Annotated in this window: 11 protein-coding genes and 1 pseudogene; 7 read left to right on the plus strand and 5 right to left on the minus strand. The window is 63.2% G+C overall.

The genetic code is table 11. The features are described 5' to 3' along the window. Window positions 1–416 precede the first annotated feature (416 nt). Window positions 417–1181, plus strand: a complete 765-nt coding sequence (locus ACZ4RZ_RS43200) for an IS4 family transposase (protein ID WP_467753086.1) — start codon at window positions 417–419, stop codon at window positions 1179–1181. Next, window positions 1178–1684 (plus strand): hypothetical protein, encoded by a 507-nt coding sequence (locus tag ACZ4RZ_RS43205; protein ID WP_467753040.1) that lies wholly within the window; start codon window positions 1178–1180, stop codon window positions 1682–1684. Before ACZ4RZ_RS43200 ends, ACZ4RZ_RS43205 begins: the two co-directional genes overlap by 4 nt. 24 nt (window positions 1685–1708) lie before the next feature. Here ACZ4RZ_RS43205 and ACZ4RZ_RS43210 read toward each other — a convergent pair whose 3' ends face one another. Both ACZ4RZ_RS43210 and ACZ4RZ_RS43215 read right to left on the minus strand, forming a co-directional pair. Continuing rightward, window positions 1709–2251: a GNAT family N-acetyltransferase gene (locus tag ACZ4RZ_RS43210; protein WP_467753041.1), complete on the minus strand. Its 543-nt coding sequence runs from the start codon at window positions 2249–2251 to the stop codon at window positions 1709–1711. After that, window positions 2236–3501 carry a helix-turn-helix transcriptional regulator gene (locus ACZ4RZ_RS43215; RefSeq protein WP_467753042.1) on the minus strand — a complete coding sequence of 422 codons (1266 nt, stop codon included), beginning with the start codon at window positions 3499–3501 and terminating at the stop codon, window positions 2236–2238. The genes ACZ4RZ_RS43210 and ACZ4RZ_RS43215 overlap by 16 nt, the downstream gene beginning before the upstream one ends. A gap of 158 nt (window positions 3502–3659) precedes the next feature. Between ACZ4RZ_RS43215 and ACZ4RZ_RS43220 the strand changes: the two genes are divergently transcribed. Genes ACZ4RZ_RS43220 through ACZ4RZ_RS43230 form a run of 3 tightly spaced genes read left to right on the plus strand, consistent with a single transcriptional unit; the run spans window position 3660 to window position 4464 of the window. Next, entirely contained in the window at window positions 3660–4079 is a 420-nt protein-coding gene (locus ACZ4RZ_RS43220) for an ATP-binding protein (protein ID WP_467753043.1), read from the plus strand. After that, window positions 4076–4276, plus strand: a complete 201-nt coding sequence (locus ACZ4RZ_RS43225; protein WP_467753044.1) for a hypothetical protein — start codon at window positions 4076–4078, stop codon at window positions 4274–4276. Before ACZ4RZ_RS43220 ends, ACZ4RZ_RS43225 begins: the two co-directional genes overlap by 4 nt. After that, on the plus strand, window positions 4261–4464 hold the full coding sequence (locus tag ACZ4RZ_RS43230; RefSeq protein ID WP_467753045.1) for a hypothetical protein: 204 nt from the start codon (window positions 4261–4263) through the stop codon (window positions 4462–4464). Before ACZ4RZ_RS43225 ends, ACZ4RZ_RS43230 begins: the two co-directional genes overlap by 16 nt. An 80-nt stretch (window positions 4465–4544) precedes the next feature. On the opposite strand, the gene ACZ4RZ_RS43235 is transcribed toward ACZ4RZ_RS43230, so the two are convergent. From ACZ4RZ_RS43235 to ACZ4RZ_RS43245, 3 genes and pseudogenes are all read right to left on the minus strand, one after another. After that, a complete protein-coding gene (locus ACZ4RZ_RS43235) occupies window positions 4545–4823 on the minus strand; it encodes a hypothetical protein (protein ID WP_351530885.1) in 279 nt (92 codons plus the stop codon). Window positions 4824–4884: 61 nt separating this feature from the next. Continuing rightward, window positions 4885–5318 (minus strand): annotated as a pseudogene (locus ACZ4RZ_RS43240) (ComEC/Rec2 family competence protein); the annotation flags it as partial. Between the two features lie 700 nt (window positions 5319–6018). Beyond that, complete coding sequence (locus ACZ4RZ_RS43245; protein ID WP_467753046.1) at window positions 6019–11478, minus strand: DUF6531 domain-containing protein; 5460 nt, start codon at window positions 11476–11478, stop codon at window positions 6019–6021. A gap of 929 nt (window positions 11479–12407) precedes the next feature. Here ACZ4RZ_RS43245 and ACZ4RZ_RS43250 point away from each other — a divergent pair. After that, complete coding sequence (locus ACZ4RZ_RS43250; RefSeq protein WP_467753047.1) at window positions 12408–12770, plus strand: hypothetical protein; 363 nt, start codon at window positions 12408–12410, stop codon at window positions 12768–12770. Between the two features lie 103 nt (window positions 12771–12873). Further along, complete coding sequence (locus tag ACZ4RZ_RS43255; RefSeq protein WP_467753048.1) at window positions 12874–13563, plus strand: ABC transporter ATP-binding protein; 690 nt, start codon at window positions 12874–12876, stop codon at window positions 13561–13563. The last annotated feature ends 2436 nt before the right edge of the window (window positions 13564–15999 follow it).

Genomic DNA, 15999 nt, shown 5'->3' on the forward strand with positions numbered 1-15999 from the left:
TCGCTGCGGTCCTGGCCGAACTCCACGACGCTGGAGAGGTCTTCGACCGCCGCTACCTCTCCGAAGGCTCAATGGCCGAATTCCTCAATCTCAAGGCGACCGGGGACGAGCGCCGCTTCCCGCACCGGAGCCAAATCACCTTGACCAGTGACTACACCACTCGGCGGCAACGCCAGTGCGTTAAGGGTGTGTGCGCCCTGTCAAGAGGGCGGGACCTCTGGTAGTTCGCATGGTGTCGAAGCCATTGCGAGTGTCCCGGAGGTCCCGTTGCCGCAGAATTCTGTCAGCGTCAGGTCCGGCGCGACGGCCCTGGACGTGTACGCACCTGGTCATCTGGGCGAGTTGACCGAGATCATCGACCCGGGTTAGTCGACGCGGTCCTGGAGGACACCGGTGTCCGCACGCAGCGGCTGCGGCTGCTCCCGGCGCGCGTCGTGGTGTACTTCGTGCTGGCCCTCGCCTTCTTCGAGCGATCCTCCTACCAGGCGGTATGGGCCAAGCTCACAGCGGGACTGGGCAGCGTGCGCGTGGCCCGCCCGTGGCCCTCGTCGCTGGCACGTGCCCGGCGCCGGCTGGGAAGCGGACCGCTGCGCCACCTGTTCTCGATCCTGGCCGGACCAGTGGCCGACCACCGCCAGTCCTGCGCCTTCTACCAGGGCCTGCGCCTGGTCGCCGTCGACGGCACTACTCTGTCCGCTCCCGACGAGGAAGCGGTGACCTGGCATTTTCGCAAACACATCGGCCGGGTCCGCGCGTTCGGCTACCCGCTGGTGCGCCTGGTGGCCCTCGTGGAGTGCGGCACACGGGCTTTGGTGGACGCGGTCTTCGGACCCGACGACGTTGGTGAACTCGCCTACGCACGCCGTCTGCTGGGACATATGGACGCATCGATGCTCCTGCTGGCCGACGCCTACTACGACGCGTTCGACTTCCTTCAGGCCGTGCAGGACACTGGGGCCCGTTTCGTGCTGCGCTCGACCCGCAAGCGCCGCCCGACTGTGCACCGCCCCCTGCCCGACGGCTCCTACCTCACGGCAGTCCTGCCGCGCCGCCACCGTGCCAGGGCGAGCGGACAGCGGGTGGAGGTGCGGGTGGTCGAGGCGTGGCTCACCGTCGTCCTCGCCGACGGCACGCGGCGCACGGAGCTGTGGCGGCTGCTCACCAATCATGTCCTGCGGTGATCCGTACATCCGGCAAGAATCCCGTTGTGGATGCAGGAGTTGCTGCCGTCGTGGGTGCGGCCATAGGTGGAACCCTCGCGAGTCTGGCTGCTGCCGGGACGGGCTGGTTCACCGTGCGGGTGGCACGTCTCCAGAAGGAGACACAGCAGGCCGAGGCAGCCCGTCAGCGCCGCTTCGAGAGCTTGCGCGAGCGACGGGAGCCCCGTTCCAAGGCGTACGCCGATCTCCTCGATGCAGGTCAAGAAGTTCTTGACCTGCTCCGCTCCTCCTCTTCCATGGAGAACATGGCCGAGCGCATCGACAACCTGTACTCCACAGCTCGTAAACGCCGTGCCGCTGTGGCGATCGTCGGACCTGAGCCTGTCGCCCTGTCAGCCACCGAACTCCTCCGCAACGTAGCGGTGATGAGAAACGAGGTCATGCACCTGCGCCGCTTCAGCGGCATCTCGGATGTCGAACGGGCACTAGAGCTGTTCACGCGGGCTGCTCGTGCCGCTCTGTAGGACGACGGCGACGTGCCGCCTGGATCAGGATGAGAGCGGCAGCTCCGCAAGCATCACGGCGTACACCGGGGAGTCCGGGAAGGGCTGGCGCTCCCCGACCTTCCGGAAGCCCCAGTCCTCGTACAGCGTCTGGACCCTGGGGTGTTCGACGTCCACCAGAAGGACGGCGAGGTCCTCGTCCCGGCCCTCCAGGAGAGCCCGGGAGAGCAGGTCCGCCACGCCCTTCTTCCGCCAGTTCGGGCTGACGGCCAGTTCGGAGTACGAGAAGGTCACCGCCTTCTCCGGCGCCTGGTCAAGGTGCTCGCGCCACCACTCACGGCCAGGGACCGCAGGAGCGCCGTAGGCGAAGCCCACCGCCTCGTCACCGTCGTACGCGAGCACACAGGCGAAGTCGGCGTTACCACCCCAGTGGTCCACGAACCAGGGGAACTTCTTCTTGAAGTCGTCGTCCCGGTCGGGGCCCGCCGCTGCGGCGTGCAGATCGATGATCGTCTGCCGGATCTGCGGCAGGTCGTCATGCCCGAAGCGGCGGATGTCCAGCCCAGCGGCGCTCACAGTCGGCTCCATTCGGATCGGTAGCGGTCGCCCCACTCTCGGGCGATCGTGGCGTCTGGCGCAAGAGTGATCAAGTCCCGGTAGTAGTCACCGAGCAGAGACCGAATCCGTCCAGGGATCGGGTGGCCGGCCATCAGCTTGAAGACCGTGGAGGCCGTGGTGCACGCCTGGTCGACGTCGCGCTGGTGGAGCTGGGCCAGGGCGAGCCGCGCGGTGGCCAGAGCCCGGTTCCTGCGGAACGCCTTCGGGATCGTCCCGAGAGCCTTGTGGGAGGCGGCCTCCGCCTCGGCGGAGTCCCCGATCCGGTCCCGGACGATGGCGGTGATGGCCATCAGCTCAGACAGCCCGTAGAAGGCGATCCAAGACGGCCTGGGCTCGGCCGTCTCTGCCTTGCCCAGGGCCTCCTGGGCGTGTCCCAGGGAGCGCAGGGCGGCCTGACGGTTACCGAGGTTCGAGTGGCCGATGGCCGTACGGGCGTGGGCCAGGGAGCTGTACAGGGGCTCGCGCCGGGCGATGGCTGTCCCCTGGGCCGCGTAGGCGGCATCGACGGCTTCGGCGTACTCGTCCCGGTGGTGGGCGAGCATCGCGTACGAGTTCCAGACCCGCATCTCGGCGACGGGATCCTTGGCCATCCCTGCCAGGTACAGAGCCCGGCCGAGGAGCTGGGAGGCCCGGTCCATCTGGCGGGCGTCGATCGCGCTCCAGGCGGCCGTGGCGGTGTAGTCGGCGGACACCGAGAAAAGCCTCTGGCGGATGCGCTGGGTGGCGCCGAGCTTCTGCTTCTCCAGGGCCTCGGCCGCCCCGGCCAACGCGGCTCTCTCCAGGCCCTCGTGGCCTCCTCTGTTGCGGTCCAGCGCCATCAGGGCGTCCAGCCCGCTACGGAGCCGGATGACGTCGGAGGTGCCGACCTGGGGAGGGGCACCGACGAAGGGGACGACCACGGAGGCCGTCGTGCCGGTGGTGGCGGTGAGGAAGTTCCTGCGGTCCACAGGGGACTCCGGTTCGCTGGCGGGACGTGGTCTTCGGGCCGGAGGGCTGAACCCCAGCTCCTCGACCGTGCATCCGAATACTGCCTCCAGCGCCTGCCGTTGACGGGGGTGGGGCCACCTGGTTTTTCCGGTCCGCCAGTGGCGGACAGTCCGGTCGCTGACCGTCCCGTCGTGTCCGGCACAGATCAAGCGGGTGTTGATCGCGTCCGCTAACTCGACCTGGGTCATGCCCCGCTCGTCCATCACGCTGATGAAGCGCTCATTGCCGTCCACATACCCACGGTAGGCAGTGAGTCCCTATCCGTGAGCAGGAACGCACAGAAATTTCCGGTCGGGCCCGATGCACAGCGGGCAGATATTTCCTGCCCCTCAGCAGCCAGGAGCCGTTCACTCAGGTAAGGCCACTCACACCCGCACCCCCTGAGGTCCTGATGACTGTGACGGCAACGCCACGCCCCACGGGGCACCCCGGTTACTCGCAGACTCTCGATCGCGTACCGGAGAGCGCGGGCGTTGCTCGCAGCCTGGTACGTACGGCGCTCACCGCCTGGGGGCAGGAAGACATAGTCGACGATGCCCTGATCCTGATCACCGAGTTAGTCTCCAACGCCGTCGACCACGCTCGCCTCCCCGCGATCCGGATCATCGTCCTACGCAAGGAGGGCTGGGTCCGGCTCGCAGTGGTCGACCGCTCCCGGGACATCCCCCTCATGCGGACGGACTCCAACGGCGACCAGATCCGGGGCCGTGGCCTCGTCCTGGTGGAAGCCCTCTCGGACCGCTGGGGCACCGACCTCCACCGCTGGGGCAAGACGGTCTGGGCCGAGATCCGATACGAGGGAGCGCGGTGAGGGACAGCAAGCCGTGGATCGGCGACCAGGTGTACGACCACGAGGCTCAAAGGAACGGGATCATCACCGACGTCCACGGCGGCACGTACGTGCTCCGACCGCTTGCCGGGGGAGGCGCCGAGTGGGACGCCCCCAGTGACGAGAAGCTGAGCGTCAGCGTGCCGCACCCGGAGCGGATCGGGTGGCTGAGGGCCTGAAGAGCATCGTGTTCCCCTGGCTGAGCGGCCTGCCGGACGAGCAGGCGTACGAGTTCCTCAGTGAGGTGATCGAGGCCGCCAACGCCGCCGGGACGCACACCGCCTTCCTCCAGACCCTGGACGCCCTCGTCGTCGAGTGGCGGGACGAGCAGAGGTCTCCCAGCTCCCTCGCGGGGTCAAGCCCGTAGAGGCTCCACCGATCTCGCGAGGCGAGAGGAGGGCCCCGGTCCCCGAGAGGTGGCCGGGGCTCTTTCGTGGCCTCGGAGGATCAGTCCTCCTCCTCGAACACGAAGTCCTCGTCATCAAAGTCCTCGATCTCCGGGTCCTCACCCTTGGGGTAGGTGATCGGGTCCGGGTCCCAGTGGCGGTACTCCCAGCGCGCCTGAGTAGTGATCTGTTCGATGCTGTCCGTCGGCATGTGGGCGCGAGCCGCCTCCATGGCAGCCATCACTACCTCGCCGTACGTGTCGCTCAGCCGCCTGGACCGGGTCACCTTCTCGTTGACCTCGATCTCCAGCTTGATCGTGAGGATCTTCTTGACGCCCACGGGCCCCTCCCTCGTCGTTGGACGACCAGTCTGTTCCGCAGCGCCGACCAGCCGCCGGGGATCACTGGAGTTGGCGCCGAAAACCCTCAAGTAGATGTTCTACAAGGAAAGTGTGGTGGGCGACCTTGAGAACATCCACTGCTTCCAGCTCAGCGGCCGTCGGCGATCTCAACAGGGCGCGCTGGGCCGGGGGTTCGAGGTCGCCCGCAACAGCAGCCGCAGTCCCGCCGACCGTACGATCAAGGCGACACTGGCGTCGTTCGGGCCGTCCGGCGTCGGGGCCGGGCTCGGAGGCGGCCACAACACCCGCCAGTCGAGGTTTCCCGTGCGCCGCCGCTCCCCCGCCACGGCCCGGGTCACGGGGATGTGCCGTGTCGCCGCCTCCCTTCGTACGAACTCGACCTGGTCCGGCGGCTCTTCGAAGCCGGTCGTCTCGATCGCGCCCACCGAACGCCCGCGCAGCACGCCCGGCAGCCCCGCGACATGATCGGCGTGGACCTGTTCTCCACGATCTGCATGTCTCATGAGACATCGGGCTGCCCAACGCTTGCAGGAGGGAGGCAGATTCTGCCGTGATGTAAGAGCTGGCGTGTTGAGACATCGAAATGACCCGATCGACGTGATGCGGATCACATCACGCGGTGGAGGCCCAGTTGCACCCGCGTCTCACGGCGGCCGCGGCCGCCGTGAGTAAGGCCATCGCCCGCTGGGTCACGTGCCGCGAGGTAAGCGGCAACGCGTCGGCGGGCAACAGGACAGTCAGCACCGCTCGCGCGAGCGCAGGTGTCCGGCCGGGCAGGCTTCACAGCCGCGGTAGTCCACCAGTCCACTGGCTGCCGCGGCGGCGAAGAGCCGCCTGTCGTTAATGCGCGCGATCCCCCGCCACGCCCCGCCCCCCTGTCGGCCAGCCATGGCCGCAGCGCGCACTACTCAACACGAAGCTTAATCTCCCGATTGTGTTCAACATGGTCGACAACTACTCCTTCGATCGAAGAACCAACCGCTGGCCAATGTGTCGAATCAGTGATTCTTCCATTCGGTACATACGAGACGGCGTCTACCACGAATTTGACGCTTGAGAACTCTGGAACATGCACAAACATTCCGAATGGGTACGACTTCTTGACGATACCCTGCACTCGCGTCCCGAATGGCAGGAGCCGCTTCGCCTCACTCCAGTCCTGGTCACGATTCATTATTTGTACCAATCCCTCGGATATTGATTAAGCTTCTCAAGGTCATAGTTAGGGATTGTGACCTCCTGTGCGGGGCCCCCTTGGTAGTTGTATTGATGCTTCCGGAAGTATTTTTCGTAGTCGGCGGCGGGAATTTTGATCACAATTACCCCTTCGCCATAGGATTCAGCATATCCTTCCGCCACCCTTTTCCCGTCATCACCGAGACCGAAATAGGCCTTTCCATCCCATTCTGCGTACATGTCATCCGGATCTCCAGGGAAATCTTCCTTCCTGTATCCATTGACTCTTTGATGCTCCCCGAGGCCTCGTTGAGGAGCCTTATACAGGAAGACTGAATCTGCGCTGCCCCCACTAAATGCGGGATCACTCGAGTGCGCCGCTCCGGGGCCGAACCGCGGGGGAAGTGCAGGCTTCTTGCTGAAGAGTCCCTTGCCCCACCGCCAGGCTGGCCCTACGAGACTGCCGAGTCCGCCGGTGAGAGCGCCGACGAGGAGGTCGAGAGGGGTGGTCGGCTGGCATTGAGCGGTGTTGATGGCCCAGGCGAAGCCCATGCCGATTGCGGCGTCCGTGGCAACTGTGACTGCAAGGGCGCGCCCGCCCTGCAGCCCGAGCTGGGTTGCCAGGCTGGCGCCAGCTGGGGCGAGGAAGCCGCCGGCCGCGCCGATGACCATGCCCTCGCCGGTAGCTGCGGCGAAGTCTCCCCAGTCGAAGTCGTCGTGGTGGGTGAAGGCGTAGACGCCGCCGCTGACGATGCCGCCGATGGCTGCTCCGATGCACATCGGGCAGTTGCCGGAGGGGTCGGAGAGGTTGGCGGGGTCGTTGTCGGCGTAGTTGTAGGGCGACTGATTGGGGCTGTCGGCAGCGGCCGGGACCGGGTCTTGGGTGGTGAAGCGGCGCTGGGTGGTGTCGTAGGAGCGGGCGCGCAGTTGGAGGCGGTCGGGCAGGTACTGGTCTTTGTACTGGCCGGTGTAGCCGAAGATGCTGGTCTGGCCGTCGGTGATGGTGGCGGTGCCGGTGGAGGTGCCCCAGGCGCTGTAGGTGTAGTGGTAGTTGTCGACGCCCGCCGCGTCGTAGACGGCGCTGACGGAGTTCTGTCGGTCCTGGGTGAAGTAGTAGTTGCCGGCGGTGCGGTCCATGGAGCGGGCCGTGCCGTCCGGGTCGTAGTGGTAGTCCGCCAGCAGGCCGCCGGAGGAGTCGGTGTCGGTGGCGATCTGCGGGAGGTCGCCGTTGATGTCCCAGCGGGACGTGCGTATCAGCGCGCTGTTCTTGTTGGAGACGGTGCGGTTGCCGTCGGCGTCGTTTAGGAACGAGAAGTTGTCGCTGCCGATGGTGGCGGACTTGACCCGGCCTGCTGGGTCGTAGGCGTAGGTGCCGTCGTCGTCCTTGGTCTGGTTGCCGTCTGCGTCGTAGGTGTAGCTGGTCTTGGTCGTGCCGACGGTCGTTGAGGACAGTTGGTCGCCGGCGTCGTACTCGTTGGTCGTGGTGGAGCTGGAGCTGGTCGTGCTTTTGAGGTTGCCGACCTTGTCGTAGGCGTAGGTGGATCCGCTGGTGCCGGTCAGGCAGGAGGTGGCTGAGGTGTCGGTGCAGGCTCTGGTCATGCGGCCTGTGTCGTCGTAGCCGTAGCGGGCCGGGTAGCCGGTGCCTGGCTTGTCCGCGACCAAGCGGTTGTTCTCGTCGTAGGTGTAGGTGTTGCTGAGGGTCGGCGTGGTCATGGAGGCCAGGCGGCCGGCCTCGTCGTAGGTGCGGGTCTCGCTGCGGGCCGTGGTGGTGGGCAGGGCGACCGAGGTGAGGTTGCCTGCCTTGTCGTACCCGTAGCTGACGGCCTTGCTGTTGGCCGTCTGGGTCTTGATCCGACCGACCTTGTCGTACGTGTAGCTGGTGGCCCGGCTGTCCGGGTAAGTGCGCGACTTGAGGGTGTCGTCCGTGTTCCAGCTGTAGCTGAACGGCTTCGTAGCCCCCGGTGACGTGATCGAGAGGATCTTGTCGTCGTTGTCGTAGGTCAGGGTGCGGGTGCCGGTGGCGTCGGTGACGTCCTTGAGGCGGCTCGCGTCGTCGTAGACGTAGATCTCTGTCGGGGTGCCGTCGGAGTAGGTGATTTTCGTCGGCAGGTTGCGGGCGTCGACCGTGGTGATGACAGTCTGCGCGCGGGCGTTGGTGACCTTGGTGCGGTTCCCGTCGAGATCGTACTCGTAAGTGACGGTCTTGGAGAGCGGGTTCTTGACCGAGGTCAGTTGGCCTTCGGCGTTGTAGCCGTAGGTGCTCGTGTGGGTGTTGGCGTCGGTGGTGGTGTCCAGCAAGCCGGCTGTGTTGTACGTGAAGGTGGTGGTGCCGGCGTCCGGGGCGGTGACCTTCTTGGGCCGGTTGAGCTCGTCGTACTCGTAGACCGTCTGCTTCTTGCGTGCGTCGGTGACCGAGGCGATGTTGCCGAGAGCGTCATAGCCGGTCGACTGCTTGTGTCCGAGCGGGTCGGTCACAGAGGTGGGATGGCCGGCCGGGTCGTAGCCGTAGGACCACGTGTACTTCGCCGGGTCAGCACCACTGACATTGCCCCGCGGGTCGACGGAAGTGTCGAGCTGCCCGTCGTCGTTGTAGCTGTAGCTGGTGCGCTCGGCTTCCGGGGAGACCTCTGCGGAGAGGTGGCCGTCGTCGTCGTACTCGTAGCTGGTCGTGTAACCGGCCCAGGTCTTCGACGTGGCGAGCCGGTTGTCATCGTCGTAGGTGAGCGTCATGCCGTGACCGAGGCCGTCAGTCGTCTTGACGACGCTGCCGTTGTCGTCATACGTGACGCTGCGTGTGTGGCTGAGCGGGTCGGTGACCGACACGGGCCGGTTGTCGGCATCCCAGGTGAATGCGGTTGTCTTGCCCAGCGGGTCTGTGACGGTCTTGCGGTTGCCGACCTTGTCGTAGCCGGTCGTCCAGGTGTACTGCTTCGCGTCGGCGCCGGTGGCGTTGCCGCGAGCGCTCACCACCTGAATCTGATTGCCGGCCTTGTCGTACTGGTAGGTGACGACCGCACCCCGACGGTTGGTCTCCCTGTTCAGACGGCCGACCGGGTCGTAGCCCAGCACGGCCTGCTTCAGCGCCGGATCCGTGACGGTCGACAAGTGATTGGCGTCGTCGTAGTCATAGCTTGTGGTGCGCTGACGGGCATCGGTGACCGTCTTGAGATTGCCGACCTCGTCGTAGCCGTAGGCAGTGGTGTTGCCGCGCGCGTCGGTGACCGTCTTCACCCGGTCGGCGTCGTCGTAGGTGTAGGCGGTCGTGTACTTTGCCGGGTCCGCTCCGCTGACGTTGCCCCGCGGGTCGACGACCGTCTTCACCTGTCCCGACGGGAAGTAGGTGCGGGTGGTCTTGTTTCCCTTCGGCGTGGTCACCGACGCCAGGTTGCCGTCCGAGTCGTAGCCGTACTTCGTCTGCTTCCCGCGTGCTGTGGTGGCGGTCTCCAGCAGTCCGGTGGTGGGGTTGTAGCCGTACGCGGTGGTCTTGCCCAGCGGGTCCTTGATGGTGATGAGCTGGTTGGCCGTGTTGTAGCCGTAGATGGTCTTGTTGTACTCGCCGTCCTCGTACGTGGCCACGTTGCCGTTGCTGTCGTACGTCCAGGACTCGTCCGACGCGGAGTTGGACCGCCCTGTCATGCGGCCCGAGCTGTCGAACGTCCACTGGGTCTCGCGGATCTCCGCGTCCACCGCGCTGGTGCGGTTGAAGAACTTGTCGTAGCGGTAGTAGCTCTTGTTGTTCAGCGGATCGAGCTGCGTGAAGAGGACGTTCTTGTAGTAGACGTCCGTCCATACACCCTGGTCCGGTGCCGTGACGTCGACCTGGTTGAAGACACCGTTCTTGGAGTACACGAAGCTGGTCTTGTGGCTAAGGGCGTCCGTCTGGGACGTCACCCGGCCCTGCGTGTCGTAGACGTTGAACGTGGCTTGCTTGTTGCGGGCGTTCGTGACCTTGTTCAGGCGGCCCGAAGTGTCGTAACCGTAGGTCTCCGTCTTGCCGTCGAGGGCGGTCACGCTTGTCAGCTGGTCGCCGGTGTAGCCGTAGTCGACTACCCGGCCGTCCGCCAGTGTCACCTTGTCCAGCAGCGCACCTGTGTACGCGAGCGTGGCCGACCGGCCCGCTGCATCCGTGATCTGTGTGGGCTGGGAGCCGGTGTAGGTCAGGGTCAGACCGCGGCCTGTACGGTCCTTCAGCGCGGTCAGTTGCCCCAAAGCATTGAAGCCGTAGGCCGAATGATCCGCGGTGGTCAGCTGGTAACCACTGCCGTTCGCAGCCAGCTTGGAGCGGGCCTCACCTGGAGTCGTGAACGTCCCGTCGGACTTCTTCAAGTAGGCGTGCCGGGTCCCGCCCTCGCCTATCAGGACCGCGTCACCGTTGGACCCGATCGACAGCCGGGTCTCCCATGGCAGTTGCCAGCCCTTGCCCAGCGCGCCGGTGAGCGTGTTGTCCGAGGAGTAGACGCGTCCAACCGTCAGCGGGACTCCGGGCGCAGGAACCTGGGCGTCGGTGAAGGCTTCCGTGAACGCGCCCGTGGCGGTGTTCACCGGGTCCGCGCGCATCACCGTCGTGCCGGCCGAGCCGCTCGCGTCACCGCAGAGCGCACTGCAAGCCGCTCCGTCGGGCAGGGCCGGAACGATGTAGTACGAGTTGTACGAGCCGCAGGTCTCCGTGGAAGTGGGGTCGTCCGTCACGGTCGTGCACGCGTAAATGAAGTACTGCGGCACCGGGTTCGTGCACTCTGGCGTGGGCAGCGTGATCAACGCATTCACTACCGGCAGCTCCACACCGGTGTTCAGTGTCGGTGCTGAGACCGTCTGGCCGAAGTCGAACCACTTGATGTCGTCGTTGCTGAGACGGCAGCTGTAGGCGTCCAGTTTCCAGCGCACCTTGACTGGGTGCACTTCGCCAGTGGCCCCGCCGGCCTGGTAGATCGCAGCGGACAGCTGGAGCGGCTCGCCCGGAACGGCGGCACCGATGTGGTTACCGAGCGCCATGAGGAAGCCGCCCTGCTGGGCAGCAGTGTTCCCGAACGGATCGGCTGTCACCTGCCACAGTGCACCGCTCGAATACGAAGCTGCGGCTGCGGCCGTATCCACACGGGTTGTAAAGGAGGCGGGGCGGACACCAGAACCCGAACCAGCAGCCACGCCCAGGGGCTTCGGCCCTGCGGCCTTCAAGTGCCGCTGGTTCTGCCGGTGCAGCTTGATCTGCGCGGACGTGGCGGGCTTGCTCTTCGTCGGGCGCAGACCACGCGACTTGGTCGGCTTCGCGCGGTCCCGGGTCTGCTCCCGCCGCTCCTTGGGAGACACCGGATCCTGATGCGCCGCAGGCTTCGGCCCCCGGTACGCCGCGCTGTCGGACCCACCGGCGTCGTCGACGGCCACTCTGATCAGCCAGCCACCACCGGCAACTACCGACAGCACCAAGGCCACGATCAGCACACGGACACGCCCGGACACAGACGTCAACACATCCCCCACCCCCACACATCGTGCACATCACTGGTCACTCAGTGCACAACCTGTGACGACTCTGCCGCGCGCCTCCATCAAAGATCAAGCATGGAAAGATTCCACTAGTTCTGATAACGAGTCATCTGGCTGGGGCATCCATACGGATGCGTCACCTCGCCACGCATAACCGCTTCGAACGGGGCCCCGCCACCGCGGAGTCCGCGCAGCCCTGCGCCCTCAGCAATGAACGAGGACAGGGATCGCGGCCTCTGCAGCATCGACGCTGAAGCCCGGCCAGACCCGCGCACAGTGTCCCCGGCGCACACCAAGGGGTGGCACCAATCGCGCGCGCTGCGGCCTAGGCGTTCCCTGCAGTACAGGTCACCACCCTTCAGCCCACCATGGTCCACGTCGGGAAGCTGCCGTAGCCGTTGGCCACCAAGGACAGAGGCGACCATCCCAGGGTAACGATTCAATAAAGGTGTTACATATTTGATCTTTTAGATGCCTAATTCAGACCTTTCGCTGCTTGATCTTCGACCCGTGATCGCGACAAAGTCTTCACGGGTTGTGCACTGAGTGACCAGTGACGTGCACATCGTGTGCGAAGGTGGCAGATGCTGACGCCTTACTCCGGGCGCACGACCCTCCCAGGCGTCCTGCAGGAAGTCTGCTGTCGCACCCGCCATGGCCGTTTCAGGTGGCTCGTTCAGCACTTCGCGTAGCAGCTGGCGGCGTGCAGCATGCAATTCAGGGCATATGGGGCGCCAGAAATCGCGGGATGCGCAGAACTCGAGCTGTACGGACGTTGCGTCCATTGGGCAAGTCGATCACGGCCGATCCGGAGGCACTTCCTCTGGAAGCAGCTTCCAGGCCAGATCATCCCAAATATATCGACGGGCACTTTTGAGCCTGTTCACATCGGGGAGAAATCAATGAATAAGAGCATGAAGAACATCTGCGGTGTAGCCCTTGCAGGGATTTTCCTACTTGGCGCGAGTCCGGCCTATTCCCTCTCGGCAAACACCAACGGCGCCGCAGCTTGGACCTCTGAGTGCAATAAAACCCAATGCAAGAACGATGATGGGTACGTCTGGATTAAGGACATCAAGGCTGACGGCCACCCGGTGAAGGCACAGTACGAAAGAGCTCTCTCGGGAAACGTTGACACTCTGTGGGAGAAGCGCGGGAATGGTAATTCGAGTGTGAGTTCGTTCGTCAGTGAGGGAATTGTGGCCTTGAAGACGTGCGAGTACATCAACAACTGGCCGGACGATTGCAGCGGCTGGGACCGGTAGAGGTAGCGTTCGATTCAGGCCTCCCTTCTTCTTTGGTTTCTCGCCAATTCGGAAGGGGGGCCTAATCTTTTCTTGAACCCGCTGCACGAAGAAGGATACAAGCATGGATTCAATTCTTGAGATCAATGATGTGTCGTACAGAATCGCAGAGCGACAACTCCTGGATTCGGTGAGCCTGCTACTGAGGCGTGGTGAATCCCTGGCAATTTCAGGGCCTAGTGGCAGTGGTAAGTCGACACTTTTGAACCTCGTTCTGGGATTGCAGCAACCATCCGAAGGTTCGATAACTGTAGCCGGATTCTCGATAACGGGCGCATCACCCCGTGAGATAGCTCGATACCGCAGAAAACACATTGGAATGGTATTCCAGTTCGGTGAACTTCTGCCGGAACTGAGTCCCTTGGAGAACGTTGCCATTGCCGGATTGCTCAATGGAGCTCACAAGAAGCAAGCTTTTTCCCGTGCCGCAGAACTCTTGCAGGATCTCGGGATTGCGCCGGAACTAAAGCTGACTGGTGCGCTATCAGGAGGCGAGCGCCAGAGGGTAGCTGTGGCGCGTGCTCTGATTAATCATCCCGCACTTATCTTGGCAGATGAGCCCACAGGGGCACTCGACACGGCAAACAAGGAAAGTGTGGCAGAACTCCTGTACAGCCTTCCCGGGAAATGGAGCTGCGGTTTGATTGTAGTCACACATGATGCCTACGTTTCCTCAGGTGCGCAGCGAGCACTGTGTTTGCGGGATGGCCAGGTCAATGTACAAAGCCGAGAGAGCACGGAGTTTCCTTCATGAGAATGGTAGATGGACGACCGCTCAGCCTACAATTGCTCGCGGCGGGGCGACGGGCTTCCACATCGGCCGAAGGGGGAAAGATAAGGTTCTGGTCAATCTGCCTGTCAACCTTTATATTCATCCTCGCCATCTTTTCCCTCATGCTTGCGTCAGCGACTTATGAGGGGCGAGACATTCGCGGTGCTGCTCGAAGTCCACTTCCAGTTCGTCAAGACGGGACCCATAGTGCGGTAGCTCTGTGGTCACCGGATACTGACGACATCGACGGATCGCAGTTCTTCCTGGCTTACATCGAACCCCTCTCGGACAATGCTCCACCTCCCCCTGGGCTTGTGAAATGGCCTCAGCCTGGTGAGGCTGTGCTGTCCGAGGCGCTCGTCATGGCCGGCGCAGACGATGGCATCAAATCTCGTTACGGAAGATTTGCAGGATTTATATCCTCTGATGGCCTGCAGTCGCCGTCCGAAAGATTTGCCTACGTGCGACCGGCCCGCGCCATGCTCGACTCTCGGGATATGTATAAAATTTCTGGCTTCGGGAGACCGTCTGAAATATATTGGGGTGAGAGTAGGTCGCTGCCGAATTTCACCATGTTTTCTGCCGGAGTCGTCGGATTCCTTCTGTTGCCAGCCTCGGCGCTTTTGATCTCTTCGGTTCGTACCGGTTCATCTGCACGGGAGCGCCGTGTCGCGTTGCTCGAGCTTCTCGGTGCTGGGCTGCGCTCCAGGATTATTTTCGTAATCGGTGAGTCTATAACACCGGTAGCGGTTGGCTGCCTCGCCAGCATTGCAGCCGTCACGCCAGCTTTGAAATGGAACATTCCTTTCCCTGGTGTGGACTTTATTCTTTATTCTGCCGATGCTACACGCTCTCTACAAAAGCTCGTCGGCACCTTTACCCTCTCCGTGATCGTAATTCTTTTCGCGGCTGTAGCCCTAACCCCAGGAACCAGAAAATCCCGCTACTTCCATATCGGAACTCGCGTCTACAAACACACGAGATGGTGGCCTTGGATCTTTCCGCTGTCATTCATATTGGCAGTTCGTGGCCCGGGACTAGCGAGTACCGAATGGCGACTCCCCATATACGTCATAGGGACGTTGGGAACCCTGACTGCACTTCCTTCACTAGTAAGCCTAGCGGTAGCTCAGGGAGGCTCGATTCTTTCGGCAGCGGGGACAAGAGCAGGGAACTCCGGGATGATTTTTTCGGGGCGCAGGACGGCACTGCAGAGCCGTTCTACGGCTCGATTCGTTACAGCATTGATGGTAGCCATATTTCTCGTCGTACAGACGCAACTCTGGACAGGCCTGCTTGGCGCTAATGCCAAGCTGGCAAGAGATTCTCAAGATCGAATCGGCACTTCACTTGTGACGGTCTCGGGTGCCTCTACAGCATCAAAGGTTCGGGATTTCTCGAATTCGCTTCCCCAGGATGTTGAGATCGCGGCGATAAATATGTCAGCGCCAAATGAAAGTGGCCTGAGATCCCTTTCAATCTCTGGTTCATGTGCAGCGCTACGCGCCCTGGCAGCACCCTGCAAGCGTTCCGAAGTTCCCCCACGAAGCATCGATCAGAGAGTTTCAGAACTTATTCGCTGGAACTCGAGTGGGGCGCCGACGGTTGGACGTATTGAAATCAGACTAAATCCTGTTTACCGCCTCGATACTGACCATACCGAAAACAGTTCCCTCTTTCTATTCTCGAAATCCGGCAAGAATCTCCCCGTCTCATCGTTGCGAATGATCGCACGAAGCACCCTCGCGATGAGGGCAAAGGTAGAGCCGTTGGGGAATAGCTGGGAACTGGGCGCGAGGGACCTTGCGTCTTCCGCAAAATGGGTTCGGCTTCTCGGCATCATCGGTATGGTGTTCACCCTATTCGCTGTCGGGATTAGTTTCCTCGGTGAGTTCTTGCGATTCGGGCGCGAGGTTGCGCCAATAATTATCCTGACGGGAAATGTAAGGATTTATGCTTCTATAGCATTCTGGTCAATGTTCGTGCCATCCGTCCTGGCTTCCCTAGGAGGCGCGCTAGCTTCCTCATGGCTAACATCCCCGATAACTGCGGGCTACGGAAACCCTGTCTCAGGTGCTCTGTACCTTTCGGTCACGGCGGCAGCAATTACGGCTAGCGCCTTTCTCTGCCTCTGTGGATGGCGAATCATGACTCGTATGGCACGCTCCTGGCGTTCGCAAGACGACGTCTGCTGACCCTGTCGGTGTGTCCGCCCGGATCGCGGGCCGCAAGGAGCACAAGGGCGTGATCAAAGCGACGGTTGTCTGTCGAGCCCGAGCAGAGTGGCCAGCTCCGGGCCCTGCTGGCCACGTGGTCAGAGGAGTACAAGGCGGAGTTCGGAGGGCGCCGCCGCGCTGAAGTACCCGCTGCCTGGCCTGGTCCGGTGCACCTGCAAGGTCCCGCACGTCATCGGTCAGC

Source organism: Streptomyces sp. NPDC027189 (assembly GCF_055566975.1).

What these genes read in the sequence shown, in the direction of transcription:
- ACZ4RZ_RS43210 (WP_467753041.1), bottom strand. Translation starts at nt 2,251, where the DNA reads ATGGAGCCGACTGTGAGCGCCGCTGGGCTGGACATCCGCCGCTTCGGG.
- ACZ4RZ_RS43220 (WP_467753043.1), top strand. Translation starts at nt 3,660, where the DNA reads ATGACTGTGACGGCAACGCCACGCCCCACGGGGCACCCCGGTTACTCG.
- ACZ4RZ_RS43250 (WP_467753047.1), top strand. Translation starts at nt 12,408, where the DNA reads ATGAATAAGAGCATGAAGAACATCTGCGGTGTAGCCCTTGCAGGGATT.
- ACZ4RZ_RS43255 (WP_467753048.1), top strand. Translation starts at nt 12,874, where the DNA reads ATGGATTCAATTCTTGAGATCAATGATGTGTCGTACAGAATCGCAGAG.